This is a genomic window from Agrobacterium larrymoorei, assembly GCF_037722385.1.
GTDB lineage: Bacteria > Pseudomonadota > Alphaproteobacteria > Rhizobiales > Rhizobiaceae > Agrobacterium > Agrobacterium larrymoorei_C.
The window spans coordinates 54,548-80,056 of the sequence record NZ_JBBKAQ010000017.1 but is presented as its reverse complement, the minus strand read 5'-3'; the positions used below and the strand labels follow the sequence as shown (position 1 = coordinate 80,056).

At 57.4% G+C, this 25,509-nt stretch carries 24 protein-coding genes; 6 read left to right on the top strand and 18 right to left on the bottom strand.

Features of this window, described 5'->3' with window-relative positions; translation table 11 throughout:
• Positions 1-55: 55 nt before the first annotated feature.
• From WKI41_RS16250 to WKI41_RS16225, 6 genes are all read right to left on the bottom strand, one after another.
• On the bottom strand, positions 56-2,236 hold the full coding sequence (locus tag WKI41_RS16250; protein WP_340194527.1) for a prolyl oligopeptidase family serine peptidase: 2,181 nt from the start codon (positions 2,234-2,236) through the stop codon (positions 56-58).
• Positions 2,224-2,535 (bottom strand): hypothetical protein, encoded by a 312-nt coding sequence (locus tag WKI41_RS16245; protein WP_340194526.1) that lies wholly within the window; start codon positions 2,533-2,535, stop codon positions 2,224-2,226. Before WKI41_RS16245 ends, WKI41_RS16250 begins: the two co-directional genes overlap by 13 nt.
• A 340-nt stretch (positions 2,536-2,875) precedes the next feature.
• Positions 2,876-3,205: a hypothetical protein gene (locus WKI41_RS16240; protein WP_340194525.1), complete on the bottom strand. Its 330-nt coding sequence runs from the start codon at positions 3,203-3,205 to the stop codon at positions 2,876-2,878.
• A 40-nt stretch (positions 3,206-3,245) separates the two neighbouring features.
• A complete protein-coding gene (locus WKI41_RS16235; RefSeq protein ID WP_340194524.1) occupies positions 3,246-4,565 on the bottom strand; it encodes a sensor histidine kinase in 1,320 nt (439 codons plus the stop codon).
• Positions 4,562-5,236: a response regulator gene (locus WKI41_RS16230; protein ID WP_340194523.1), complete on the bottom strand. Its 675-nt coding sequence runs from the start codon at positions 5,234-5,236 to the stop codon at positions 4,562-4,564. Before WKI41_RS16230 ends, WKI41_RS16235 begins: the two co-directional genes overlap by 4 nt.
• A gap of 194 nt (positions 5,237-5,430) precedes the next feature.
• A complete protein-coding gene (locus WKI41_RS16225) occupies positions 5,431-6,372 on the bottom strand; it encodes an alpha/beta hydrolase (RefSeq protein WP_340194522.1) in 942 nt (313 codons plus the stop codon).
• Positions 6,373-6,674: 302 nt separating this feature from the next.
• Here WKI41_RS16225 and WKI41_RS16220 point away from each other — a divergent pair, with 302 nt between their 5' ends.
• Entirely contained in the window at positions 6,675-7,568 is an 894-nt protein-coding gene (locus tag WKI41_RS16220) for a LysR family transcriptional regulator (protein WP_340194521.1), read from the top strand.
• 172 nt (positions 7,569-7,740) lie between these two features.
• Here the strand turns inward: WKI41_RS16220 and WKI41_RS16215 are convergent, their stop codons facing one another.
• From WKI41_RS16215 to WKI41_RS16180, 8 genes are all read right to left on the bottom strand, one after another.
• A complete protein-coding gene (locus WKI41_RS16215) occupies positions 7,741-8,412 on the bottom strand; it encodes an RraA family protein (protein ID WP_340194520.1) in 672 nt (223 codons plus the stop codon).
• A gap of 26 nt (positions 8,413-8,438) precedes the next feature.
• Positions 8,439-9,395, bottom strand: coding sequence for a hydroxyacid dehydrogenase (locus WKI41_RS16210; RefSeq protein WP_340194519.1), 957 nt, complete (start codon positions 9,393-9,395; stop codon positions 8,439-8,441).
• Between the two features lie 183 nt (positions 9,396-9,578).
• Positions 9,579-10,454: an ABC transporter permease gene (locus WKI41_RS16205; RefSeq protein WP_425341058.1), complete on the bottom strand. Its 876-nt coding sequence runs from the start codon at positions 10,452-10,454 to the stop codon at positions 9,579-9,581.
• Positions 10,455-10,461: 7 nt separating this feature from the next.
• Positions 10,462-11,283 (bottom strand): ABC transporter ATP-binding protein, encoded by an 822-nt coding sequence (locus WKI41_RS16200; RefSeq protein WP_340194517.1) that lies wholly within the window; start codon positions 11,281-11,283, stop codon positions 10,462-10,464.
• Positions 11,283-12,296 (bottom strand): ABC transporter substrate-binding protein, encoded by a 1,014-nt coding sequence (locus WKI41_RS16195; protein ID WP_340194516.1) that lies wholly within the window; start codon positions 12,294-12,296, stop codon positions 11,283-11,285. Before WKI41_RS16195 ends, WKI41_RS16200 begins: the two co-directional genes overlap by 1 nt.
• Before the next feature lie 148 nt (positions 12,297-12,444).
• On the bottom strand, positions 12,445-13,152 hold the full coding sequence (locus tag WKI41_RS16190) for an IclR family transcriptional regulator (protein WP_306929356.1): 708 nt from the start codon (positions 13,150-13,152) through the stop codon (positions 12,445-12,447).
• 37 nt (positions 13,153-13,189) lie between these two features.
• Positions 13,190-14,116 (bottom strand): SMP-30/gluconolactonase/LRE family protein, encoded by a 927-nt coding sequence (locus WKI41_RS16185; protein WP_340194560.1) that lies wholly within the window; start codon positions 14,114-14,116, stop codon positions 13,190-13,192.
• A complete protein-coding gene (locus WKI41_RS16180) occupies positions 14,113-15,162 on the bottom strand; it encodes an amidohydrolase family protein (protein ID WP_340194515.1) in 1,050 nt (349 codons plus the stop codon). Before WKI41_RS16180 ends, WKI41_RS16185 begins: the two co-directional genes overlap by 4 nt.
• Positions 15,163-15,288: 126 nt before the next feature.
• On the opposite strand from WKI41_RS16180, the gene WKI41_RS16175 reads away from it, so the two are divergent.
• The 5 genes from WKI41_RS16175 to WKI41_RS16155 all read left to right on the top strand — a co-directional run bounded on the left by WKI41_RS16175 (position 15,289) and on the right by WKI41_RS16155 (position 20,786).
• Positions 15,289-16,299, top strand: a complete 1,011-nt coding sequence (locus WKI41_RS16175; protein ID WP_340194514.1) for an ABC transporter substrate-binding protein — start codon at positions 15,289-15,291, stop codon at positions 16,297-16,299.
• A gap of 223 nt (positions 16,300-16,522) precedes the next feature.
• On the top strand, positions 16,523-17,485 hold the full coding sequence (locus WKI41_RS16170; protein ID WP_340194513.1) for a tripartite tricarboxylate transporter substrate binding protein: 963 nt from the start codon (positions 16,523-16,525) through the stop codon (positions 17,483-17,485).
• On the top strand, positions 17,470-17,943 hold the full coding sequence (locus WKI41_RS16165; RefSeq protein ID WP_340194512.1) for a tripartite tricarboxylate transporter TctB family protein: 474 nt from the start codon (positions 17,470-17,472) through the stop codon (positions 17,941-17,943). The genes WKI41_RS16170 and WKI41_RS16165 overlap by 16 nt, the downstream gene beginning before the upstream one ends.
• Positions 17,944-17,973: 30 nt before the next feature.
• Positions 17,974-19,482 carry a tripartite tricarboxylate transporter permease gene (locus WKI41_RS16160; RefSeq protein WP_340194511.1) on the top strand — a complete coding sequence of 503 codons (1,509 nt, stop codon included), beginning with the start codon at positions 17,974-17,976 and terminating at the stop codon, positions 19,480-19,482.
• Positions 19,483-19,568: 86 nt separating this feature from the next.
• Positions 19,569-20,786, top strand: coding sequence for an alpha-hydroxy acid oxidase (locus WKI41_RS16155; RefSeq protein ID WP_340194510.1), 1,218 nt, complete (start codon positions 19,569-19,571; stop codon positions 20,784-20,786).
• Positions 20,787-20,837: 51 nt separating this feature from the next.
• Here WKI41_RS16155 and WKI41_RS16150 read toward each other — a convergent pair whose 3' ends face one another.
• Genes WKI41_RS16150 through WKI41_RS16135 form a run of 4 tightly spaced genes read right to left on the bottom strand, consistent with a single transcriptional unit; the run spans position 20,838 to position 25,505 of the window.
• On the bottom strand, positions 20,838-22,103 hold the full coding sequence (locus WKI41_RS16150; protein WP_340194559.1) for a glycerate kinase type-2 family protein: 1,266 nt from the start codon (positions 22,101-22,103) through the stop codon (positions 20,838-20,840).
• A 37-nt stretch (positions 22,104-22,140) separates the two neighbouring features.
• A complete protein-coding gene (locus WKI41_RS16145) occupies positions 22,141-22,992 on the bottom strand; it encodes a 2-hydroxy-3-oxopropionate reductase (RefSeq protein ID WP_340194509.1) in 852 nt (283 codons plus the stop codon).
• Between the two features lie 3 nt (positions 22,993-22,995).
• On the bottom strand, positions 22,996-23,781 hold the full coding sequence (gene otnI, locus WKI41_RS16140; protein ID WP_340194508.1) for a 2-oxo-tetronate isomerase: 786 nt from the start codon (positions 23,779-23,781) through the stop codon (positions 22,996-22,998).
• Positions 23,782-23,792: 11 nt separating this feature from the next.
• Complete coding sequence (locus WKI41_RS16135; protein WP_340194507.1) at positions 23,793-25,505, bottom strand: dipeptide ABC transporter ATP-binding protein; 1,713 nt, start codon at positions 25,503-25,505, stop codon at positions 23,793-23,795.
• Positions 25,506-25,509 lie beyond the last annotated feature (4 nt).

Genomic DNA, 25,509 nt, shown 5'->3' with positions numbered 1-25,509 from the left:
CTCTTCCCCGGGGCGTAGAAGTGCGGACACATAAATGCTGTATTAGAGCCAGTCCTTACCTTGTTATTTTGAGACCCGTCCAATGAGCTGCAAACGCGAGCATGTCAGCCGCCTCCTCGATTACCTTGGTCGTCGGCTTGCCCATGCCGTGGCCCGCCCCGGTGTCGACCCGCAGCAGCCGTGGGCGCGGCCCGAGATCAAGGGCCTGCAGCGCGGCGATATATTTGAAGCTATGGGCCGGCACCACGCGATTATCTGCTTCACCCGTCGTTACCAGGATCGCCGGATAGTGCCTGCCCGGCTTGACGTTGTGATACGGCGAGTACGACAGCAGATTGCGGAAGTCCTCCTCGCGGGCAGGATTGCCGTATTCGCCGAGCCATAACGCACCGCCGGTGAACTTGTCGAAGCGCAGCATGTCCATAACGCCGACGCTTGGCAGAGCCGCCCCGAACAGGTCCGGACGCTGGTTGACGACCACACCGACCATCAAGCCACCGGCGGAATCGCCGTAGATCGCAACCCCATTTGGCGGCGCTATCTTGCTTGCGTGCAGATATTCGGCTGCGGCGATCATATCATCAAAGCCGTTTTGTTTCTTGAGGCCGCGTCCTGCCTCGTGCCACGTCGTGCCGTATTCGCCGCCGCCACGTATGTTGGCGAAAGCGACCGCGCCGCCCTGCAATATCCATGGCGTCAGCATCGCGGAATAAGCCGGTGGCATCATGAGCCCAAATGCGCCGTACCCGGTCAGAAGGGTCGGGACCGGGCCGACCGTGTCCTTCCGGCGCGCAATGAACATCGGCACGCGCGTGCCATCCTTTGAACGGAAGAAGCGCTGTTCGACAGTGACCGACGCCAGATCGGCGCCGATCGCGGGCTCTACCCAGGCAACCAGCTGTCCGGTCTCAACGTCGTATTTGTAGACCGTCTCGGCCTGGTTGAAGCTCCCATAGAGGATGAAGGCTTCTCGATTGCCCGGTTCGCCAGAAACAGCGTGCACGCTACCCATGCCGGGCAGTTTCACAACACCGTCGGGACTTCCATCGAGCCGGAGCCGACGCATCTCGAACTTTACATCGACGAAATAGATCGCCAGTATTCGATCTCCAACGATGTATGCGCCGGTCAGATGGGCGTTCTGCTCCGGCACGACGTCGATGAACACTGGCTCCGAACTGGCGAGATCAACGCTGACGATCTTCGATCTTTCCGGACCCTTTGTGGCCTTCAGGAGAAGTTTTGTCCCGACATTGCCGATGACAGACCACCGATCAAGCGAATTTTCAATCAAAGTCCGAGGTGATTGGTCCCTCTGGTCTAGGTCGACCACCGAGACATCTGCATGGACCAGGTCGTCGGTCGAATAGATTATCATGTAACGGCCGTCGGGGGTGAGCCCAGCGGAATTGACCCTTGCGGGTTTCGACGGCGTTGCGAAGAACAGCGTATCGTCCGCCTGGGGCGTACCGATCCGATGGAAGTAGATCGCATGGTTGATAAGGCCGGTGGTGTCCGAAAATTCGGGCTTTGGCTCCGGGTATCGCGAGTAATAAAATCCCGATCCGTCATTTGCCCATGCGATCTGCGTCATGCGAGCCCATTGCACAACGTCGCTCGTCTCCTTGCCGGTTGCCACATCGAGGACGCGGATGGTGCGCCAGTCGCTGCCACCGTCCTGAACGGCATAAGCTACGCGTTTTCCGTCCCGCGATGCTCTCCATTCCGCGAACGTGACGGTGCCATCCATCGACCATGTCGCGGGATCAAGCAGAATGCGCTCTTGGCCGGAATCATCACGCATGACCAGCAGGGGCTGGTTCTGGCCCCCGGCTCTCCGCGTAAAGAAATAGCGGCCCCCGCTCCTCTGTGGGATGCCGACGCGTTCATAGTCAAAGGTCGAGACGAGCGAACGGCGGAACACGTCGCGTGCAGGAAGGTGGGAAAGATGCTGCGTCGTGAAGCGCCGCTGCGTGTCGATCCAGGAAGCGACATCCGTGTCGCTGCGAGGCTCGCCCTCGAGCCACCGATAAGGATCAGGCACCGACACACCGAACTGCGTCTCGACGACCGTATCGCGCTTTGTCTGGGGATAAACGATCGGTTTGGCATCAGGATGCGGCGAAGGAACGCTCGCCTTGTCTTCTGCCGCCGAACCAGTTCTCTGCGTGCCCGCCATAACAGCGAGCGCGCAGATTGCTTTGCCGAAGCGTCGCCGGGAGATCAACGGCACCATTGTGGCCGCTCCCCGCGTTGGCGCGCCCGCTCTGCTTCACGGTTGCAGCGCATCCTGCGGACGGTCTCCACATTGTTGCGCGCAGCTTCCGCATTGTTGCGCTGCTGCTCGGAAGCGTTGAGTAAGGCATCGTCGCGGCGGCGCTGCTGTTCAATCATGCATCTCGTGTATTCCCTGCCGCGAACTGCGCCGAAACTTTCGCACGTCCTGCTGTCCTCCCGGTGCGCTTCGCGTCCCCAATCGATAGCGGATGCGGTGTCCGTGATCCCAGCGCTCAGAAGCGTGGCGAGCGCGATCAAGATAGCTCTATGCCGACTGGTAGGGCTGTGTCTTATCATATCCTTGGTCTCCTTTCAGCGCCGTCATTGGCGACGGCGCTAGAAAAACAGGGCAAGATTGCGAGAACATGGGACCGGAGAATAAAATGCTTGCTGGAAAGCTTCCCACCGTACGATCCTGCAGCGATCAGCCGCACTGGCGGCCGAGCGTGGCTGTCGCGCGCTAAACGATCCAATTCCGAGACCTCTAAATCCAGGATCGTTGGGGTGGGCAGGAGGAATTAGACGCCAGAGAAGCTCATGTCAGCGCAAAGACATGGAAATCTGCCAGTATTCGAGCGCCCGCAACCGGCCGAGGACTCTAATCTTTGCCGCTTCGCCAGTAATGGTCGATGATATGCTGGCCATTACTGACGATCCGTTGACCCAGCTCCGGATCACCGCCTTGCATTGTACGCGGATCGCCGCCGCAGAGGCGGATGAAGGCAACTTGCTGAACCGCAAACAGGAAATAGTCTTTGCTGGTTGGCTTGAACTGAAGACCCGACTGTTCGAGTCTTTCCGAAACTTCGGCCGCCGCCTCATCGATTGCCTTAAAGACGGTCTCCAGCATCTTTTGCTCTGCAGCTTCGCGGATTTCGAGAAATTCCCGCTGCTCGGGCGTTGGCAAGGTGCAAGTCTTCTCGTTCATAGGTTCTCCATAACGTCTGGGATGCAGCGTTGAAAATGCGTCACTCCAAGCCGAATTCGGCACGCATAATGGTTCCGCCGCCGGGCGCGCTCAGGATCGAAACTCTGCCATCGTGTCGCTCAATGATTTGCTGCACCAGGTTCAGGCCGAGGCCGCTGCCTGTAGACCGTGGTCTCAGGCGGTGGAATGGTTCGAAGACGCGATCGCGCTCCTCAGGGGGTATACCCGGACCGTCGTCCTGAACCTCGAAGCCGGAACCTGTCACGCGCAAAATGACATGGTGCCCGCCGTGCTCGATCGCGTTCTGGACAAGGTTCGTCATTACCCGCTCGATCGCACCCGCGTCACCACGAAGCACTGACGCGCCTTCGATCTGCGCCTCTATCGTGCGCACCGAGGCAATAAATAGCGGTGCCAGATCCGCGGCGACGCGACGGGCGAGAGCTCCTAGATCGACGTGTTCGTCGGCCCGTTCGGCATCCAAGCGCTGTATGTCAAGCATTTGCTCGGCGAGATTGCTTAGGCGTGCCACATCGGCGCTTAGCTTGCGTGTCGCCGGTTCGGTCGCTGTATCAATTTTCAAGCGCAGGATGGCGATGGGCGTGCGCAATTCGTGCGCCGCGGAGGCGATGAAACGCCGCTGCCGTTCATAGCCCTCGTCAAGCCGGCGAAGGGCGTCGTTCACCGCGCGCACTAATGGCGCGATCTCACGTGGCACGTGCTCCTCGCTGAGGCGTCGCCCACGCCGGTTTGCATCGATCTGCTCAGCTTCCCTGGCGATCCTGGACACGCCGGCAAGTGCTTGCCGCACGATCCACGGCGTTACTACCAGCGAGATCAGCGCCAGTGCGAGGAAGATGGGGATGACGATGACATTGGACGCGAGCAGAACGACAAGACTGACGCCTGTCAGCTTGCCATGGCCAAGGATCGTCAGCGTTCCGGCTGGAGCGATCTCGCGCCGTATGACCGCCGACAAACGATAGGGGGGATTGCGATCGCGCAGATGCGCATAGGATAGATCCTTCAATCGGCCGAGGAGCGATGAATATTGCGACGGTATGTCGCCGAACGTCACGTTTCGGCCGACATCGTCCTCAGCAACGAACCAGAGGTCGGGAGATTTATCACGAAGCTCGGCGAGCTCGGGTGTTTCGCGGATCGAGAGCCCACCATTCTGATCCCGGACGATCGCGCGTGCGATCACCGGAGTTATCGCCTCGTCGGTATAGAGCCCGCCGCTATCCATGCGAAGCGCCAAAGCCATGAAAAATGTACAGGCGATGAGCAGTGTCGCAAGCTGGAAGATCAGCGGCTTTACGATCAGGGGGCGCTTTAGCGACGGCTGACCTCGCTTCATCTCAGACCCTTCAACAGGTAGCCGACACCCTTGATCGCATGGATTTCGATCCCCGCGTTCGCTTCGGCGAGCTTGCGGCGGAGACGCGAGATGTGGGAGTCCAGCGTATTCGACTGCACCTCGTCGTCGAAACCGAAAACAGCCTGTTCCAAGGCCTCTCTTAATACCGTTCTACCACGACGTTTTACGAGCGATGCTAAAACGCGCAACTCCCGGCGGGTAAGATCCAGCCTCACACCCCCGACGCTCGCCTCATCATTCGTGACGTCAAAAACAAGCGCCCCGACATGGATTTCCTCGCTCACAAGATCTGCGGGACGCCTTCGAACCGCGCGAATGCGGGCAAACATCTCGTCGACATCGAACGGCTTGATAAGATAATCATCAGCGCCGGTGTCGAGGCCGGCGATGCGGTCTGTCACCTCCCCGCGTGCGCTTAACACAATGACCGGAAGACCGGGGCTGGTTTCTCGCAGCATTGGCAGGAGCGACAATCCGTCCCCATCCGGAAGAGTGCGATCAAGCAAGACAAGATCATAGGATGCGGACCTGGCTGCCTCCTGCGCCATTGAGATGCAGTCCGTCTGATCGACAACGAAGCGCTCTCGCTCAAGCGCAATCCGTAAGGCATTCGCGAATTCTGTTTCGTCTTCGACAATTAATACTCTCAACGATTACACCTCGCATCGCCATCGTTGCCGTGATTGGATCCTGCCAATCTCCGCCATAAACCGTTGGCCCCACTTTGTTCTTATTGGTGCAACATTGCAAAATCCTGGCGTCACGGAACTTGTGGCGGTGATTTACACCTCTCCACAGGTTCATCGGTGCTCTTAATTGATGCCTTGGATCCACGTGTAAAAACTCACCGTCGCGTTGCAGACAGGTTCTTGTCCTGCAGCCACGTTCGGATTGCCTGGACAACCTCCGGCTTGCGCTCCAGCGGCAGCCAATGCGCTCCGAGCAGGTTTACGATCGTCAAGTCGGTGCAGGCTGCGCGCATCGGGTCGCCGTAGCGATTTCCGTTGATGGTGTTGATCTGGTCGTACTCGCCGTTCACGAACATCACGGGTTTCAAGATCTGCCCGCCGTTCGGCGCGCGCCGGGCATAGGCAATATTGGTGGCATCATTTAAATACCATGCGCAGGGTGGGCGAAAGCCATGCGCATCAAACGCCTCGACCAGGGCCGTGAAATCAGCCGCAGGCCAAAGTGCCGGATCGGGCTTGATCTGGGGTGCGCGATGCGCCTTGCCGAAGCGTCCGCCCTTACGGGTGACCAACGCATTTGCCGATGGCTTACCCATGCTTGTTGGATCGCCAGAGCGGTAGATCGATGCCAGTGAGGCGGCCTTTTCCGCGTCAAGGTCCGAGACCGCGGCCTGAAAATTCGTGGTATAATAGCGGTAATAATCCCACTGCCCGTCCGGATATTCATCAGCCGGGTAGATCGTGCGGTCGATCAAAGCGACAAGTGTGGGCAAAGCGTTCGCATCAGGGAAATAGGGAACGGAGATGAGAACAAGGCCGCGACTACGGGCGGGGTCATGCGCGACCAGCGATCCAGCAATGACACTGCCCCAGTCATGGCCGACCCAGATGGCAGGCTTACCACCAAGATAATCATGCAATTCTGCTATGTCCCTGACAACCTGCTCATTCGTGTAAGCGTCGAGGGCCGCCGGTGCTGACGAGCCGCCATATCCGCGCATGTCGGGTGCTATGCACCGCCAACCATCTAAGGCCAACGCCTCCATCTGTGCACGCCAGATGAGGCTGAGTTCAGGCCAGCCGTGAAGAAAGATCATCAACGGTCCATCGGCAGGCCCGCATTCGAGATAACGTGTCGTATGGCGGGGAGAAGAAAACGTTCGGGACGAAATAGCGGCCGAGGTTGCCGCCCACGCTGCCGAGGGCAACGCTGCTGCGGCTCCCAATGCCTTAACAACTGTCCGTCGCTTTAGTCTGTGTCTTGCGGCATCAAGCCCGCGGTATTTTGCAGAGTCCATGTTCATCTCCTTCCACATGAACTTCAAATAGGCTTGACAAGGACGTCCGATAAGCGCGGTAATCTCGCATGAGGCTTTAAGTAAAACTTCAAGGTAGATCTTTGCGATACCGAGACACCCTTGATGGCGTGGGCATGTTCCTCGCCGTGGCGGAAGCAGGTAGTTTCTCCGAGGCCGCTCGGCGTCTGGGCATTTCGCCATCCGCAGTCAGCCAGGCGATCGGGAGCCTTGAGAAGCGGCTTGGGACGCCTCTGTTTCGTCGCTCGACGCGTAGCGTCAGCCTGACAGATGTGGGCAACGACTATCTGGTCGCGGCCGCTCCGGCAGTCGAACAACTGAGGCAGGCTGCTGAGGACGCGACAGGCCGGAGTGGCCGCCCGGCTGGCCCCTTGCGTCTCACCATGCCGCGGGCGCCCTTCGATCTAATGATCGCCGACACGTTGGTCGAGTTCAAAGATGCGTTCCCTGAGGTCGAACTGGAGATCGCTGTCGAAGCGCGTCTGGTCGATATCGTCAAGCATCGCTACGACGCCGGTCTGCGCTTCGGCAGCCACCTTGAGAAGGACATGGTTGCCGTCCAAATCGCACCTCCATCAGATGCGATTTTGGTCGCAGCGCCCGCCTATCTGGCGAACCGGTCAATGCCCAAGAACCCCAGCGACTTGCTCGAACACCGCGCGATCGTCTGTCGTAGCCAGATCACCGGATCGATTATTCCCTGGACGTTGTTATCGGCCGGCGACAGGATGCAAATCTCTCCCTCTGACACTACGATAGTTCACGATCTCTGCTCGCAAATTGGTCTTGCGATACGCGGCCTTGGGATCGTCAGCGTCCCGAGGGCGATTGTTTCTGAGCTCGTCGACCGAGGAGACCTATCGCGCGTTCTGCCTTCATGGTCTTCTCCCATGGACGCGCTATACATCTACTTCCCGAGCCGCCGTCATCAATCCGCGGCGTTGCGCGCATTTATCCATTTTCTGAAGAGCCGTTGATAGAATTCGTCCGGCTTGGTCAGCGTTGCTGGTTAGAAGCCTAGCACGAAGCTGCATGTTCGTTCTGTCGCCTTGAAAGGAATCGAACCAGTGACCACCGGCTCTGGGTTGAACAGCAATATCCTGAGACTTCAGGTGTAAGCCGCCGTTAGCATACGGCGGCTGAGACTGTTCAGGCCATCGTGCAGCCCAGCTTCGAGAGCGCAGCATCGACCCAAGCCCTATCGTTCTTACCTGCGCGGATTGCTTCCATCTGCTTTGTCTCCGCCGCATGCTTTTTCGCCGCGGCTTCGAAAACGGTTTCCGCATCGTCAATAGGGACGCTCAGAAAGCCGTCCGCATCTCCACATACGAGATCACCGGGATTGATCACCATCCCGCCGATCGAGATCGGGACATTCACCTCACCCGGACCGTCTTTGTAAGGGCCGCGATGAGTGACCCCAAGAGCAAAGACCGGGAAAGTACCGGCGGAAAGCTCGGCGCTGTCGCGGATCGCGCCATTGATGACAATTCCGCCAAGACCACGCTGAGCGGCGTGCGCCACCATCAACTCCCCGATAATCGCATTGGTGAGATCACCGCCAGCATCGACAACCACGATGTCACCGGGTTCCGCGATATCAAGCGCCTTGTGGACCATGAGATTGTCGCCAGGGCGCGCCTTCACCGTAACCGCCGTGCCGACCATCATGCCGCCGGTATAGTAGGGACGAAGAGCCGCACCGCCTGCCGTCATGCGGCTCATGACATCGCTGATATTGGCAACGGGCAAAGCACGAAAGGCATCCACCCATTTCGCCTCGACCTTGCGTTCACGTTTACAAACGCGGAATCCAATCATTCTATTTCTCCTCAATATCGGTGATTTCAGGCGGCAGATGCGAGGTTTTTGTTTGCAAGAGCCTGGCTGTCATAGCCCCTGCCCTCGAGCACGCCGATGATGTGGGTAACACTCTGTACCGCCATGTTGCGCAGGGCCGAGCGGCTCGCGCCGCCAACATGCGGCGTCGCGATGAGATTGGGTAAAGTCCAAAGCACGCTGTCGCTTGGAGGCGGCTCCTCCTCAAAACTGTCAAGGGCGGCGCCAGCTATCGATTTCGATTGCAGCGCTGTAACGAGCGCAGCCTGATCCACCACCGCCCCACGAGCAGTGTTGATCAAAAAGGCATCGTGTTTCATCAGTGACAGGCGCTCCGCGTTAATGAGATGGTGTGTCTGCGGCATGAGCGGGCAATGCAGGCTGACGACATCAGCAGCTCTCAGTACCTCGTTGAGGTCTCGACTGACCGAAATCTCCGACATGTCCGCCGCGAAGGGATCATAGGCGATAACCTTCATTCCAAGCCCACGGGCAAGCGCAGCGGCACGCTGGCCGATCTCCCCGAAACCGACAACGCCGAAAACAGCGCCGGCAAGGTCGCGTCCCACATACTTCGTTTTCGGCCAGCCGCCTGCCTTAACCTGACTATCGAGCGAGAGGACATCCTTCATCAGGCTGACCGTCAGGCTGATCGCAAGCTCCGCGACCGATTGCGCATTAGCCGCCAGCGCCCTAAGAACCGGGACCCCCACTTCGGTCGCTGCCGCAAGATCGATGTTATCGACGCCACTTCCATGTTTGGCGATGACCTTCAGCTGCGACGACGCCGCGATCACCGAGCGGTCGATCGACCCTTGCCGCACCAGTATGGCATCGACCTGATTGTCGCGAGCCATGGCGGCAAGATCGTCTGGTGTCGAATAGGCGGGAGCGAAAATTGCCTCAAGTCGGTGGTCTGCCAAGAGTTGCATGGCTTCGGAGACCAGTTGGGCTCCCGTGACCATCACCCGGCCCCTAATCTGAGGGGACGTCATTTCAGTCGCATTCATTTGTGCGCCTCGTTTATACAATCGGTAGTGATTGGGAAAGAGCAGCCGCCTTCGGCCTCGGCTGAAGGTCATGGCGATCTCTGTGAACTGGCAGCCGGCACCAATCTGTCTTTGCACCGGCTAGCCTTTGTGTCGCCGTTAGCCGTTCTGGGTGCCCCATTTGCGAACCGTCAAAAGCTCGATCGTACGGAAGACAAGTCCTTCAACCACGAGGCCGATGACGATGACGGTCAGCAGGCCGGCAAACACGCCGGAGGTTTCGAGTGCGTTACGTGCCTCGAAAATATACCAACCGAGGCCAGCGGCATTTCCTGAAACACCAAAGACAAGTTCGGCCGCAATCAGGGTACGCCAAGCGAAAGCCCAGCCAATCTTCAAACCCGACAGGATCGACGGGAAGGCTGCCGGAATGAGAATAAAAAACACCATCCGCAGCCCGCCGAGGCCGTAATTACGGCCAGCCATTTTCTGGGTCTGGCTGACGGAAAGAAAACCCGTGAACGTGTTGAGCGATACCGCCCAAAGGACGGAGTGGACGATTACGAAGACAATACTGCTGGTACCAAGGCCAAACCACAGAAGTGCAAGCGGAAGAACTGCGATGGCGGGCAGTGGGTTAAACATTGCCGTTAGTGTCGCTAGGAGATCGGTCCCGAAGCGGGTCGAAATGGCGAGCGTTGTCATTACTGCGGCAATCGCAATCGCGGTGGCATAACCGGTTAGAAGAACCTGGAGGGAGGTTATTGCCGCAGACGGTAGCCGACCGGAAACGATATCGGCCCATAGCGTCGTGATGGTTTCGCTGAAAGATGGAAACATCAGCGGGTTACCGAGATAACGGGCATAGGTCTCCCAGATAATGCACAGGCCGATCAGGACGAGCGCGCGACGAAATCCCGTAATATTGAACAGGCCTTCCCAAAACCCGACATCCTGCTTGATGCTGCCGATCTGGGATATATCAAGGGTCTTGTATTCCAGATCCGGTCTTGCCGGAAGGCTAGCCGGAGCCATGGCAACGTTAGTCATGAGCAACCTCCTGATCGCCGAAAAGCATCTGGTTGATCTTTCGATTGAAGGCCATGAAATCCGCATCGCCCTGGTGCTGATGCCCGTAGGCGGTCGCATCTAGTTCGGCGCGAACCTGGCCGGGGTGTGGGGAAAGAACAAGAATGCGCGAGCCGACGATAATCGCCTCTTCAATGGAGTGCGTGACGAAGAGCAAAGTGAAACGCACGTCGTCCCAGAGCTCCAGAAGCTCCTCCTGCATACGGCGACGCGTCAGGGCATCGAGCGCGGCGAAAGGCTCGTCCATTAGAAGCATCGCTGGCTCCATGGCGAGCGCACGTGCGATAGCCACGCGCTGCTTCATGCCGCCGGATAGCATGTGTGGATAGGAATTTTCGAACTTCGACAATCCTACCTTGTCGATTACGCGCCTCGCGCGGTCGCGGATCTCGTTCTTCGGAAAGCGTCCCGCACGGCGCATCGGGAACATGACGTTGTCGATCACCGTCATCCACGGCATTAACTGATCAAACTCCTGGAATACCATCATCCGGTCGGGCCCCGGGCCTCGAACCGCTTTGCCTGCGAGCTTGATGTCTCCCTCGACCGGGGCCATGAAACCGGCGACACTCTTAAGCAGCGTGGATTTTCCGCAGCCAGACGGGCCAAGCAGAATGAAACGGTCATCCTTCTGGACGTTGAAGCTGACCTTGTAGGTCGCAGTGAGGATGGCTGCGCCGGTCTTGTACTGGAGCGTAACGCCATTGACCGAGAGCAAAGGGGAGGATGTTTCCGTACGGTGAGTGCCGTGTGCCAATTGGTTGGTCATATCCATTAGCTGCCATTCCCCTTACTGGCCGGTTCGAAGAACATATCGCGCCAGCTGGTAGGCGCCTGCTTGATTGCGCCGGTCCCTGCGAAGAAGTCTGCGAAAGCTTGCATCCCACGCGGCTCAATCGTGAATACCTGACCACGAATAGCTTCTTCCACCTGATCTGCCGAAAGGCTCGTCTTTTCCGCAGCCATATATATTTCGCCAGCTTGTCGGGGATCGCTCTGGATCAGGTCCATCGCTTCCTTCAGCGCGCCGACAAATGCTGTCAGCACTTTCGGGTTGGCCTCAGCGAATTTCTGGGTCGAAGCATAGAGTGCGCCTGAGTAGGGCCCTCCCATGATGTCGCGGCCGTCGATGACTTTGAAGCATTTCTTCGATGCCTCAAGCGTGCTGATGAATGGCGGCGAGGCGAAATAGAGGGTAATTCCTGTTCCGGATATCAATGCGGTCGTGGCGTCCGGGTGGGGCAACTGGACCATCTGCTTATCAAAGCGTTTCGCCTCCCCCTTGCCGAATTCCTTCTCCGCTGCCATCTGCAACATGATGGCTTGTGGCGATGTCGTAGCAGTCACCGCGATACGATCTGTAGGCTTGATGTCCTTGATCGACTTGATCGAAGGATCGTTGGTGTAAAGCGCCAACACTGCTTCATTGCACGCCGCGATACCTTTTAGGTCGTACGAGCCCTTGGTTTTGGCCCAAGCGGCAATCAGGGCAGTTGAGCCATAAGCGCCGATATCAAGGCTACCGCTGAAAATGCCGTCATTGATGACCGTCGAACCACTGACACGCTGAATCTGGAATTCGGTTCCGGACAGACCATTGCTCTCGGCATGTTTTTGGAAGAGCGAAAGCTTTTCCGCGACAGTCGTCGCCAGATGGCTGGTACCGTACTGTGTAGCAACCTTGATGGTCTTCTTCTCTTGTGAACGGGCCACCAGCGGCGCTCCAGACGCTGCGAGAAGACCGATCCCGGCAAAGGCCAAAGATTGACGTCTTGTAAAATTGATCATGAACTCCTCCACGAGTTTCGCCTAGCGAAAATGAGCTCTCGGAGGGTTCACGACAATCAATGGGCGCGGACCCATCCTCCCGATGAGCAGCACCTTGTTAGCATTTTGAAACGGCGTTGCAAATAATAAATGCAACGCCGTTGCATTTTTAAAATTCGCCACCCAGTGATTTCGTCAGGCCTTCGGCAAAGCTGCTCAACTGCTGAGCAACCTCCGCGGCCTTATCAGCAGTGAGCCGCGATGCGGGACCGGTGATCGCGAGCGCGCCCAGGAGGCGTTGGCCAGCCCCAAACACAGGGGCGGCCATCGAAGCAACGTGAGGGTCCGTCACCCCGTTTGAATAGATGGGCAGCTCAATATCCTTGGGACTCTCCGTCTGGCCCGCCTCGAACATGCGCAGAACCTGCGCGATCGAAGACGCATCCATGGGTCTGAGATCACCTGGTCGCACATGCATGCGGAGCGGCGACGGCGAGTCGTGGCGAAACAGGCAAAGGCGCTGATCGCCGCGCCGGATATAGAACGAGGCTGTCTCGCCCGAGATGGAGACAAGCCGCTCCAGAACCGGCATCACTTCGGATTCAAGCGCATAGGATTGAAGGTATACGGAGCCAAGTCTGGCAATTTCCGTTCCCAAACGATACCGGCCGTCCCGCATCCGCTCAATGAAACCGAAACTTTGAAGCGAAACGCACAAGCGCATGATCGTGCTTTTGACGAGGCCAGTCCGTTCCGCGAGTTGTGTCAGTTCAAGGGCATCGTCACCTCTACGGAACGCCGACAGCACGGTAAGGAGCCGATCGGCGGAAGCCACGCCTTTCACCCGAGGTAAACCTTGCTCGTAATCGTCGTCCATAATCACCCTCTTCTTCATCAATCCGGTCAGCGTATCGTTAGCTTACAACCGCACCCATGCACAATTCCTCCCCTCGCACAGACAACCTCGCGCGCAAGATACTGCCGGTCTGAGATTCGGTGATGTAGATCACGTGCCGGTCCTTTGGATCGAAGGCCATGTTGGTTGTCGAAATACCAGCGCATGACCGGATGCGGTGCAGGGGTTCTGCCACACGCGATACATGCCATATCGAGCCAAAGCCCGTATGGGCAACGAAAAGCTCGCCATCCTCCGACAGCGCCAGGCCATCTGGTCCGCCCATGCCACCGTGCAACTGAAGGAAGATCCCCACCTTGGTTGCAATCCCCTCCTGGAGCGGCGCCCGCCAGATCTGCTGGGCGCGGGTCACTGCGACGAGGAGATAACTCATGTCTTTGGCCATGACGATCCCGTTGGGACTGGGAATGTCGGACAAGACACATTCGAGCTTCCCTGCCGCAGACAAACGAAACACCCGGCCGGTCGGCGAATGAAGTCCGCTTTGCCCCTGGTCAGTAAAATAGAGATCACCATTGGCGGCGAAGACGAGGTCGTTGACCCCCTTGAAGCCTTCGGAGAAATATTCTTCGATCACCGGAGATACCGCTCCGGTACCGACATCGAGCTGGAGGACGCCGCGTTTGTAATCGGTGATGTAGATTCTGCCTTCGCTGTGGAACTTCATTCCATTCGGCCAGCCGTCATATTCGCTCACAAGCTCCCACTCTCCGCCGGGTGTGATTCGGAATATCCGCCCAAATGGAATGTCGGTAACATAGAGGTTGCCGTGACCGTCGAAACAAGGGCCTTCGAGGAACGAATCGATCGCCATACCGGAGCGGTTTACGTCCGCCCAGCGGGTTTTACGGGGGTTCCGGAAGCGGTCCGGCATGCGGGAAAAGATTTCCGTCTCTATCGTCGGCGGCGGTGCGAAAAACATCAGAATTCTCCTTCCGGCTCAATGCCGAGCTTGTAGATCCGCGCTGCTGTCGAGAAGAAAAGGTCCTGCTTTTCCGAAGCACTGGCGCCTTGAGTCAGCCGTTTAAAGGCGTTCCATAACGCTCGGTAGGACACCATGCCCTTATCGACGGGGAAATTGCTCTCGAACATGCAGCGTTGCGTGCCGAAGCGTTCGATCGCATACGAGATGTACGGATCCCACGCCGCTGCGAGCGCTTCAGACGATGGCGGCTGCTGGGCAAGATGAAAGTCGAACCCGCCTGCCCCCATTGCCAGACCACCAAGCTTGACGGAGACATTCGGTAGATGAGCGATCCTCGCCATGGAAGCCTGCCATACGGCCAGCACCTCGTCTCGCCTGCCTCTATAGACGCCAGCCCCAAGCGGGCCACCAAGGTGGTCGAGAATAATCGTGGTATCCGGGCAGGCACGCGCAAGATCCTCGAACTCTGCGAGTTGCGTGTGATAGACCCAAACATCGAGCGTCAGACCGCGTGCGCCCAGTCGGCGTGCGCCCTCACGGAATGCGGGCTCTAAAAGCAGCCCTTTTACCGGGGGGACGGGATTGGTGGCAATTGCGGGATCCTCATGCCAGGCGGTCTGGTTGCGGATGCCGCGAAAGCGCTCTCCGCCAGCAGCGGCCATGCGATCAAGCACTGGTTCGATACGCTCACCCGCCATCAGATCGCACGAGCCAACGATTGCGGCACACGCTCTGAACGATCCATAGAGCCCGGAGGCGGAGCGCGCTGCAACGCCGTTTGCGAATTCGACCTCCCCCACAGGTTTGAGCAATTCGTCCGGTTCATCGGCGCTGTACATGGACCTACTCTGCACGAAGACGGTCGCCTGGACGCGATGGCCCTGCCGGGCGTCAGCAAGGAGTTCATCGAATAAGTATCGAGAACCGGGGCGGTCCCACAGATGGTGATGAGGGTCCACAATCGGCATATTGGGGAAAAGAACCTCCTCCTGTTCCAGAGCGAGCCAGTCTTCACGCACGGCGATATGGGGCGAATGTCCAGCCATCTGTCCTCCTCACAGTCTTGGCACCGGCAGCAGTAATCAACGATCGTCACAAAAGCGGTTGACAGCGCAGCAGAGATGACATCATTATTTTGCAACGCCGTTTCAAAAAGCACTTCGGGAGGAAGTATGCAACAGAAACTTCGCCGGCGCGCCGCTCTTGCCGCGATCGCCGCACTGTCGCTTTTCACAGTTTCAACCACCTTTTCCAGAGCCGCAGAAGAAAAGCCGATCTCGATCGCTATCCAATATGGGTATGCTTATCTGCCTGTTGTTGTCGCGGAGCAGAAGGGCTTCTTCTCCAAGCAACTGGCCGCAAAAGGCATCAACACGACCGTTGAGATCAAAAAGATCAGCGGTGCGCCTGCCATCAACGACGCCTTGATCAGCGGAACGGTCGACATCGGTGCCTATGGCCTTCCCGGCATGCTGATCGCTGCGGAAAAGACGAAAAACTCGATCAAGATTCGCGGCCTTGCGGCACTTGTCGCAGGCGACAATGGTTTCTACACCAACAAGGCAGAGATCAAGGACCTCAAGGATCTCGGAGCCAATGATCGGATTGCCGTCACATCGACGACCGGTCAACAGGGTCTGCTGGTCCGAATGGCGGCAAAGAAAGCCTTTGGCGACGCAAAGCACTTCGACACGATGATGGTGCAACTGCCACATCCTGATGCAACGAGCGGCCTTCTTGCTGGTGGTACCATCAGCGCCTATGTTGCGCCCCATCCCTATAGCGATGTGCTAGAGGTAAACCCCAAGATCCACAAGCTTTTCAACTTCTCGGACTACCTCGGACAACAGGTCACGAGCGGATTGTTGGCAACGACGGGCAAGTTCATCGAAGATCGTAAGGACGCCTCGCTCGCTGTCGTCGCAGCGATCCAGGAGGCCGATAACTTCATTCGCGACAATCCAAAAGAAGCGGCTGAAATCTTTCTAGCCTCGGAGAAATCGTCTCTCAATGCCGACCAAATCGAGAACATGCTGGCGACCGTCAAAGACGAGTGGGGCGTTCAGCCCAAAGGTGTGATGGTCTTCGCGGACTTCATGTTTGAAGCAGGCCTGCTGAAGTCGAAATTGGCCACGTGGCAAGACGTGTTTTTTGAGCCAGTCGCAACTGGCCAAGGCAGCTGAGATCGGTTCGACCCAAAACATCATGCGCGCACAGCCTGGCTCATCGACGCGCGAGCGACTGAAAAACTCACGGCAGATACCGGCGTCGGATGACGTGCTTACGCGCACGGCGCCAGTTCCACACACGCAATTACAACAGCAGCACTCTACGGCCGCCAAGCGTTTGCTTTGGCCAGAACGTCTTTGCACAGTTTGACGGCCACCATCCAAAGGAGGATTGGATTTGAAAAGAAACGTTTTCGCTCTCTCGCTTGCGGTCTCGGCTCTAGCCGCTTCCGTTCAATTTGCTCACGCCGAGTGGCCCAAAGACAGGCCAATCCAGATGATCGTTGCTTTTGCCCCCGGTGGCAGCACTGATGTGATGGCGCGTGCCATGCAGCCGTTCTTGGAAAAGGAACTCGGGGCCGACATCGTCATCGAAAACCGCCCCGGTGCATCCGGCGAAATCGCTTACACCGCGCTGGCAAAGGCAAAGCCTGACGGATACACCTTCTCCTACATCAACACGCCCGGCTTCCTCTCCATGCAGGTGCAGCGAAAGCTTGGTTACGATCCAAAGACAATCAAGCCTGTCGCGCGCATTGTTGACGACCCTGCTGCAATCGTCGTTCCTGCAGCATCTGAGATTAAAACTCTCGCTGATTTCGTGGCCGCCGCAAAGGCAAAGCCCGGCGCCGTCTCCTACGGCTCCTCCGGTATCGGTACCGATGACCATCTTGCAATCATCATCCTCGGTGCGGAGTCTGGCACGACGATTACGCATATTCCGTTTAACGGTGCGGGCGAAACGCGCACAGCGATCCTTGGATCTCAGGTGACCGGCGGCGGTCTGAATGTCAGCGAATTTGCTGGTAACGATACATCCGGCCTGCGCATGATCAACACCTTTGGGAAGGAGCGTTCGCCGCAACTGCCAGACGTGCCGACTGCAATCGAATCCGGCTTCAATGTTGAAATGACGTCGGAACGCGGTATTGCAGCGCCACGCGATGTGCCTGCTGAAATCTCCGATCGCTTTGCAGCCGCCGTCAAGGCGACGCTCGACAATCCCGACTTCCAGAAGCAGGCCAAGCAGATGGCGTTGCCATTGGCGTATCTGAGCGGCCCTGACTGGGAGAAGGAAATGCCGAACCGTCTCGCGCGCTTCCAGGAAATCTGGGACAAGACGCCATGGGTGAAGCAATGAGCCTGAAGCCTGCAACCAAAAGCCGGGATTTTCCCGATATTCTTGCTGGTTGTGTGATGATATTTCTGGGAGCGCTTGGCCTTTGGGCCGGGCGTGACCTGTCATTCGGCACACCGGCGATGATGGGACCGGGTTTCCTGCCAAGGTCGCTATGCGTCATCATCGCTTTGATCGGAGCGGTCGTTCTCATCAAGGCGCTGACAAAGCCCCACGAAGCATTGGATACTCTTAATCCCAAGCCGCTGATCATTTTGGTCGTTGGCATTGCCGGGTTTGCTTTCGCTGCCGAAAGTCTCGGCTTTGTCGTCGCGACCATCTGGCTTCTGGTCGTTGGAAGTCTTGCCGACCCTGAATCGAGATGGCGGGAAATCTTCATTTCGACCGCGATCCTGACAACGCTCGGCGCACTTCTCTTCATCTACGGACTTGGCGTCCAGATGCCCATCTGGCCTTTGTAATCGCCTTCCTGACCTGATCGGATTATTTCGATGGCATTTCTCGACGTTTTGATGCTCGGCTTTTCCGAAGCACTGACACCGACCAATTTGATGTTTTGCTTCATCGGGGCGCTTCTCGGCACCCTGATCGGGGTGTTGCCCGGCATAGGCCCAACGGCAACTGTCGCAATTCTACTGCCCGTCACATTCTTCCTGCCGCCGCTAGGAGCGCTGATAATGCTGGCCGGTATCTTTTATGGCGCGCAATATGGTGGTTCGACAACGGCGATCCTTGTCAACCTCCCAGGCGAAGCTTCAGCTGTCGTAACCGCGATCGATGGCTATCAAATGGCGAGGAAAGGCCGGGCTGGTGCAGCTTTGGCGATTGCAGCGCTTGGCTCCTTTTTTGCTGGAACCGTCTCGACGATAGCGCTCGCCATCGCCGGCCCTACCCTCTCTTCATTTGCTTTATCTTTTGGGCCTGCAGAATACGTCGCGCTCTGTATCTTCGGTTTGCTCGCGGCAACCATCCTTGCGCACGGCTCCGTTATAAAGGCGATCGGCATGGTGTGCCTCGGGCTTGTGCTCGGCATGGTCGGGATCGACGTAAACAGTGGCTCAGCCCGCATGACCTTCGGATCCACGGATCTTTACGATGGCATCGAATTCGTGGTCATCGCGGTCGGTCTCTTCGGTATTGCCGAGATCGCGACCAATCTGGAATCAAAAGAGGTTCGCGGCGTTCTACAAAGCAAGATTGGTCGTTTGTGGCCGACGCGTGAGGAATTCAAGGAAAGCTGGGGTGCCGTTCTGCGCGGCACCGGGGTTGGCACCATCCTTGGTGTACTTCCTGGCGGTGGCGCAACATTGAGTGCGTTTAGTGCCTATTCCGTTGAGAAGCGCATGTCCAAAACGCCGGAGAAGTTCGGTCATGGTGCTATCGCGGGTGTTGCAGGGCCGGAAGCGGCGAACAATGCCGGTGCGCAGTCTTCGTTCATTCCGCTTCTGACACTCGGTATTCCATCCAACTCCATCATGGCCATGATGCTTGGTGCGATGACCATCCACGGCATTACGCCCGGACCCTCGGTGATCCAGAACCAGCCGGGTCTGTTCTGGGGTCTGGTGGCCTCGATGTGGATCGGTAATGCGATGCTGCTGATTATTAATCTGCCGCTGATTGGGGTGTGGGTGAAGCTCTTGCAGATCCCATACCGCATTATGTATCCAGCCATCCTGCTGTTCTGCTGCGTTGGCGTCTACAGCGTCAGCAACCGCGGTTTCGATGTTGCTCTGGTCATTCTGTTCGGCATTCTGGGTTACGTTCTACGTAAGGCAAAGTGCGAACCAGGGCCGCTTCTTCTGGGCTTCGTTCTTGGTCCACTGCTCGAAACCAACCTTCGCCGCGCCATGCTGCTTTCTCAGGGGGACTGGCTGGTATTCTTCGAGCGTCCTATCAGCGCCGTGCTTCTGGCCGTGACAGCTCTCATGCTGCTCACTCTGATTTTGCCAACGATACGTAAAAGCAGAAAGGCTGCTTTCGAAGAGAGCGAAGACTGAAATTGAAGGGCGCCGCAAGGCGCTCTAATCCGTTCAGCAGAACTCGAAGGAGCGTATCGCTTCTTTAGAAGCGAGAGAGATCGCAAATGACATTCCCCAAATTCGGGCCACTTTCTGCACGCCGCCTGAAAAGTGTCCTTTCACTCGATGATTTTGAAGCCCTGGCAAAACGTCATCTTCCGAAGCCCTTGTTCGGCTATATCGCGGGTGCAAGTGAAAGAAATGCTTCACTTCAAATGAATGCTGATGCGTTCAAAGCAATAAGCTTCCAGCCGCGCGTTCTCAGAAATGTGTCTGCGCGCACAACTACGACCACCCTGTTTGGAGAGGAATGGAGTGCGCCATTTGGAATCGCACCGATGGGGATCAGTGCCTTGATGGCCTATCGTGGCGACCTCGTACTCGCAGAAGCCGCACAGGATGCGTGCATCCCAATGATCATGAGCGGGTCTTCGCTAATCCGCATGGAGGATGTCGCGGCAGCAGCGCCCCGCTCTTGGTTTCAGGCCTATTTGCCAGGTGAGCCCGAGAAGATCGACGCTCTTGTCGACCGTGTAATTAAGGCAGGCTTCAAGACTTTGGTTCTCACCGTTGATACGGCTGTGCTGGCCAACCGCGAAAATAACGTTCGAGCGGGCTTTTCGACACCGCTGCGTCCCAGCCTGCGCCTCGCGTGGCAAGGACTGAGCCACCCGACGTGGACGCTCGGAACATTCATGCGGACGATCGCAAGACACGGTATTCCACATTTCGAAAATTCTTACGCCACACGTGGCGCTCCGATTATCGCCTCTAACGTCATGCGCGATTTTGGAAAAAAGGACCACCTTGACTGGGATCATATCAGTAGAATTCGCAAGCGATGGACCGGAAAACTTGTGATCAAAGGTATTCTGCATCCGCTCGATGCTAGAATAGCTGTTGAGATAGGCGTTGACGGCATTATCGTGTCCAACCATGGTGGGCGCCAACTCGACGGTGCTATACCTCCGCTCCTTGCTTTACCTGATATTGTAGAAGAGGTGAGAGACGCAATTCCTGTAATGATGGACGGTGGGATTAGGAGAGGAACAGATATCGTAAAGGCGCTGGCGCTGGGAGCGAAATTCGTTTTCGTTGGACGGCCACTCCTCTACGCAGCGGCCGTCGGTGGCAAGAGGGGCGCTGCAAAGGCCGCCGCAATCCTGCAGGAGGAACTTCGGCGTGACATGGGTTTGCTTGGGGTGAATTCCATCCAGGAAATTATTGATGGAAGACCTGTTCAATATCCCGGCGCCGATGCTCGGGTAGTGGAACGTTGCTAGCTTTTCTGCCTTGAAGGGATATGAACCAGCGCCCTCTTGTACCAACCGCTCTCATCTGACCAATATAGCTCTGAAATCATTTACATTTACGTTGGTTGGCCCGCAGACAAAAAGATCTCCGATAGCGGAAAAGGCAGAGTAGCTATCATTAGCCAACAGCCGCGCGTCTCCGTTTACTTGCTTCTCCAAAAAGCGTTTGACGCTCGTGCCATCAGCGAGAGCACCCGCGTTGTTTCCAGAACCATCGATGCCGTCGGTGTCGGCGGCGAGTGCATGGACATCGAGTCCATCTATCGCCATCGCAAGAGACAGCGCGAACTCTCCATTGCGTCCACCTTTACCGCCTCTCTCCCGAAGCGTCACTGTCGTTTCGCCTCCAGACAACAGCACGCAGGGTTTGAGGAAAAGGCTGTCATGCAACGCGATCTCACGTGCTATAGCCGCGTGTACGAGGCCAACATCGCGTGCTTCGCCTTCCATGCAATCAGATAATAAAACTGGCTCGACCCCTGAAGCACGGGCAAGCGCTGCTGCTGCTTCAAGCGCGATTCTCGAAGACGAAACAATATGGTGGCTGTGTCCGGCAAAGATTGGCTCCCTTGGGCTCGGTGCATCGGATGCATCCGATCCTATAAAACTCAGTATCGGAGCCGGCAGTTTCAGGCGATACCGTGCGATAATTTCCTCGGCATCATCGCGGGTGCTCAGGTTAGGGATGGTTGGGCCGGAGGACACCAAAGACGGGTCATCTCCAGGAATATCAGATACTACGAAGCTGATCACCCTCGCCTTCGTTAACGCCGCCAGCCGCCCGCCTTTGATTGTCGAGAAACGCTTGCGAACGGCGTTCATGGCCGAAATCGGAGCACCGGACGCTAGTAGTTCCTCGTTCAGAGCTATTTCGTCGGCAAGAGCAAACCCCGCCGGCGGTGCTGGTAAGAGCGCAGAACCCCCACCGCAGATCAACGCTATCACGATATCATTGCTAGATAGGTTGCATACAGAGGCCTTTATACGGTCGGCCGCTTTAAGCCCGGCACTGTCTGGCACGGGGTGAGCGGCACTGATGACTTCGATCCGGTGCGTATCACACTCGTAACCATAAGGTGTAACGACCAGACCTGTCAGCGGGCCATCCCAAAGACGTTCCAGCGATTGCGCGATTTGCGCCGCCCCTTTACCCGCGCCTATGACAACAACGCGTCCGCCATGAGGCGGGCGCGGCAGAAGGTCTTTAATCCTGTTCAAAGGATTAGCGGCCTGGATTGCTGCTTCGTATAAGGATGTGAGGAACAGGCGAGGACTTGAGATCATGATCGGTCGCTCCCGTGTTTGGACAAACAGCCGGAAGATCTCATAGTGCGTTGATCAGCGCCGAGTGATCTTTCTCGCCTAAGCCCTGTTCAATGGCTCCGTTCATCAGCTGATGAACCGTCGCAGTGTTCGGCAGCTTAAGCTCCAGCAGCCGGGCTGATTCGAGCGCCAGCGAAATGTCCTTATGGTGCAGGCTTATCCGAAAGCCGGGCTCGAACCTTTCATTGATCATACGTTCGCCGTGGACCTCTAATACGCGGGATGACGCGAAGCCGCCCATTAATGCCTTTCGTACGATGGAAGGGTCCGCACCAGATTCCTTCGTGAAGCGGAGGGCCTCCGAAACGGCCTGAATATTGAGCGCGACCACAATCTGGTTTGCGACTTTGGCAACCTGTCCGTTACCGACAGCACCGATCAGCGTGATGTTCTTGCCCATCTTTTCGAACAGTTCCTTTGCCCGCTCGAAAACATCCGGTTTACCGCCTACCATGATGGTCAGCGACCCCGCTTTGGCGCCAACTTCACCGCCCGACACCGGCGCGTCGAGATAATCGCATCCCAGCGCCTCAATACGGGCGGCAAAATCCCTCGTCGCAATCGGTGAAATCGAACTCATGTCGATGACGAGCTTTCCCGCATCGAGGCCGTGCGCGACGCCATCATCACCGAAAAGCACTGTTTCCACGTCCGGCGTGTCCGGCAGCATCAAAATCACGATTTCGGCGCTGCGCGCCACTTCTGTAGCTGAACCGCAGGCCCTCGCACCGCTTTCCAGGAGGTGGTTCGACACGGGTTTGACCCGGTGAAGATAAAGCTCATGTCCGGCATCGATCAGATGCTGCGCCATCGGGCGGCCCATCACGCCCAATCCGATAAATCCTATTTTCATGGCTCAATCCTCCTGTTGATATGCTTTCAGCCAGCCGAGACCTGCGCTGGTGGTCGACGCCGGTCGATATTCGCAGCCGACCCATCCGTCGTAACCAAGTTCATCCAGACACTTGAAGATGAAATCGTGGTTGATTTCGCCCGTCCCCGGCTCATGACGTCCGGGATTATCGGCGATCTGAACGTGGCCGATTTTGCCCTGCAGGCGCTCGAAGGTCGTGACGAGATCGCCCTGCATGATCTGCATGTGGTAGAAGTCATACTGTATCAGCAGATTGAAATGCCCGACACGGTCCATGATCCGTTCGGCCTGATCGGTGTTGGTGACGAAATATCCGGGTATGTCGCGGGTGTTGATGGGCTCGAAGACAAGGGCAATGCCGGCATCCGCCAGACGTTGCGCGGCGTGCCCGAGATTGCCGACGAGCGTGTCCTCCAGAACCTGCGGATCGACACCAGTCGGTTGAATGCCGGCCAGACAATTGATCTTTCGGCATCCCAGAATTTTTGCATAGCGGATCGCCGTTTCCACGGACGTCTCAAATTCGGAGACCCTGTCTGGCAGGCAGGCGATGCCGCGATCGCCTGCGGCCCAGTTGCCGGGCGGCAGGTTGAACAGGGCCTGCGTCAGATTGCACCTCCTGAGTTCCGCTGCAATCGTCTCTGCCACCTCCTCGTAGGGGCTGACATATTCAACTGCCGCAAAACCATCGGCAGCGGCAGCGGCGAACCGTTCCATGAACGGATGTTCGGTATAAAGCATGGACAGATTGGCTGCGAATTTTGGCATCGGCAATGACCTCAAACTTGGTCTGCGCGCAGACGGTGCAGCATGCGCTTGTTGCGGGGGTCGGGGTTCGGAACAGAAGAGATCAGTCGCTTGGTATAGGGCTGCGAGGGCGTGGTGCAGATGGTTTCCGCATCTCCGATCTCGACGATCTTGCCTTTGTGCATAACGGCAACGCGGTCGCAGAAATAGCGCACCACCGAGATATCGTGCGAAATGAAGATGAAGCTCAGATTGAGCTGCTTTTGAATGTCGAGCAGCAGGTCGAGGATCTGGCTTCGGATCGACACGTCGAGAGCCGAGGTCGCCTCATCGGCGACGATGACCTTCGGGTTGACGGCGAGCGCCCTTGCAATCCCGATCCGCTGGCGTTGGCCACCGGAAAAGGCATGTGGGTATCTTTCCATCGCAAAGGGATCGAGCCCGACCTTTTGCAAAAGTTCGGCAACGCGCGCCTCTACCGCTTTGCTGGACATGCCACCGGCGATGACCAGAGGATCGCCGATGATCTGCTTGACCGTCATGCGTGGATTAAGCGAGGCAAACGGGTCTTGAAAGATGAGACGCACATCCTGATGGTAGCGGCGCAGATCAATCTTGCCCAGCGACGTGATGTCGATCGGTGCCGCATCGGTTTTTGCGCGGTAAGCGATCGTCCCGGAGGTCGGCTCGACGATGCGCAGGATCATCCGTCCAAGCGTGGTTTTGCCCGAACCGCTTTCGCCGACAATGCCGAGATTTTCGCCGGCAAACAGGTCGAGATTGGCGTCATCCACGGCCACCAGTCCGCGACCTCCACTCCGCGAAAACAGTCCGGACGGTGCGCCGTAGATTTTGGAAAGATTGCGCACCGACAAGATCGGAGACACGTTAGCCGTCAGTGACGCCGGCAGCGTGCGTATCGCAGCTCCACTCTCTAGCTTGACCGTGGCTTCCAGAAGTTGCCGCGTGTAGGGGTGCTGGCTGGCGTGGAAAATCCCGTCCACCGGCCCGTTCTCGACGATCTTTCCAAAGCGCATGACGGCGACCTCGTCTGCGACCTCGGCGACGATACCCAGGTCGTGGGTGATGAGCAGCATCGCCATGCCGCGCTCCACCTGGAGCCGTTTGATGAGATCGAGAATTTCGGCCTGCGTCGTCACATCTAGCGCCGTTGTCGGCTCATCGGCGATTAGGACTTCTGGGTCGCAAGCCAGCGCCATGGCAATCATCGCCCGCTGGCGCATTCCGCCGGAAAATTCGAAGGTGTACCGATCGGCCATCAGTTCCGGTTGCGGTATCTCCACCTGCCGCAGCAGTTCGATACAACGCTCCCGCGCCTGCTTTTTCGACACGCGCCGATGCAGACGCACGGCTTCGATGATCTGCGAGCCGATGGTGTGGACCGGCGACAGGGAACTCATCGGCTCCTGAAAGATCAGGCCGATCCGTCCACCGCGAATGGCCAGAACTTCGCGACTGCTTGCAGCAAACTTCGCGATATCGACGGGTCCGTTTGGCCCATTAAGGATGATCTGGCCGCCGGTCATCTGTCCGGGCTTATCGATGATCCGCATCAGGGCACGGGCGGTCACCGATTTGCCCGACCCACTTTCGCCCACCAGCGCCAGCGTCTTTCCGCGTTCAAGGTCGAAACTGACATTGCGAACGGCGTGGAGCACATGGGTTCTGAGATGGAAATCAATGGACAGGTCTTTGACCGCCAGCAGGGCTTCAGGTTTCGTCATCTTA

Coding starts and splice junctions, on each gene's coding strand:
- WKI41_RS16250 (WP_340194527.1), bottom strand. CDS start 2,236: ATGGTGCCGTTGATCTCCCGGCGACGCTTCGGCAAAGCAATCTGCGCG.
- WKI41_RS16240 (WP_340194525.1), bottom strand. CDS start 3,205: ATGAACGAGAAGACTTGCACCTTGCCAACGCCCGAGCAGCGGGAATTT.
- WKI41_RS16235 (WP_340194524.1), bottom strand. CDS start 4,565: ATGAAGCGAGGTCAGCCGTCGCTAAAGCGCCCCCTGATCGTAAAGCCG.
- WKI41_RS16225 (WP_340194522.1), bottom strand. CDS start 6,372: ATGATCTTTCTTCACGGCTGGCCTGAACTCAGCCTCATCTGGCGTGCA.
- WKI41_RS16215 (WP_340194520.1), bottom strand. CDS start 8,412: ATGATTGGATTCCGCGTTTGTAAACGTGAACGCAAGGTCGAGGCGAAA.
- WKI41_RS16210 (WP_340194519.1), bottom strand. CDS start 9,395: ATGGTCACGGGAGCCCAACTGGTCTCCGAAGCCATGCAACTCTTGGCA.
- WKI41_RS16205 (WP_425341058.1), bottom strand. CDS start 10,454: ATGGCTCCGGCTAGCCTTCCGGCAAGACCGGATCTGGAATACAAGACC.
- WKI41_RS16200 (WP_340194517.1), bottom strand. CDS start 11,283: ATGGATATGACCAACCAATTGGCACACGGCACTCACCGTACGGAAACA.
- WKI41_RS16195 (WP_340194516.1), bottom strand. CDS start 12,296: ATGATCAATTTTACAAGACGTCAATCTTTGGCCTTTGCCGGGATCGGT.
- WKI41_RS16190 (WP_306929356.1), bottom strand. CDS start 13,152: ATGGACGACGATTACGAGCAAGGTTTACCTCGGGTGAAAGGCGTGGCT.
- WKI41_RS16180 (WP_340194515.1), bottom strand. CDS start 15,162: ATGGCTGGACATTCGCCCCATATCGCCGTGCGTGAAGACTGGCTCGCT.
- WKI41_RS16175 (WP_340194514.1), top strand. CDS start 15,289: ATGCAACAGAAACTTCGCCGGCGCGCCGCTCTTGCCGCGATCGCCGCA.
- WKI41_RS16165 (WP_340194512.1), top strand. CDS start 17,470: ATGGGTGAAGCAATGAGCCTGAAGCCTGCAACCAAAAGCCGGGATTTT.
- WKI41_RS16160 (WP_340194511.1), top strand. CDS start 17,974: ATGGCATTTCTCGACGTTTTGATGCTCGGCTTTTCCGAAGCACTGACA.
- WKI41_RS16155 (WP_340194510.1), top strand. CDS start 19,569: ATGACATTCCCCAAATTCGGGCCACTTTCTGCACGCCGCCTGAAAAGT.
- WKI41_RS16145 (WP_340194509.1), bottom strand. CDS start 22,992: ATGAAAATAGGATTTATCGGATTGGGCGTGATGGGCCGCCCGATGGCG.
- otnI (WP_340194508.1), bottom strand. CDS start 23,781: ATGCCAAAATTCGCAGCCAATCTGTCCATGCTTTATACCGAACATCCG.
- WKI41_RS16135 (WP_340194507.1), bottom strand. CDS start 25,505: ATGACGAAACCTGAAGCCCTGCTGGCGGTCAAAGACCTGTCCATTGAT.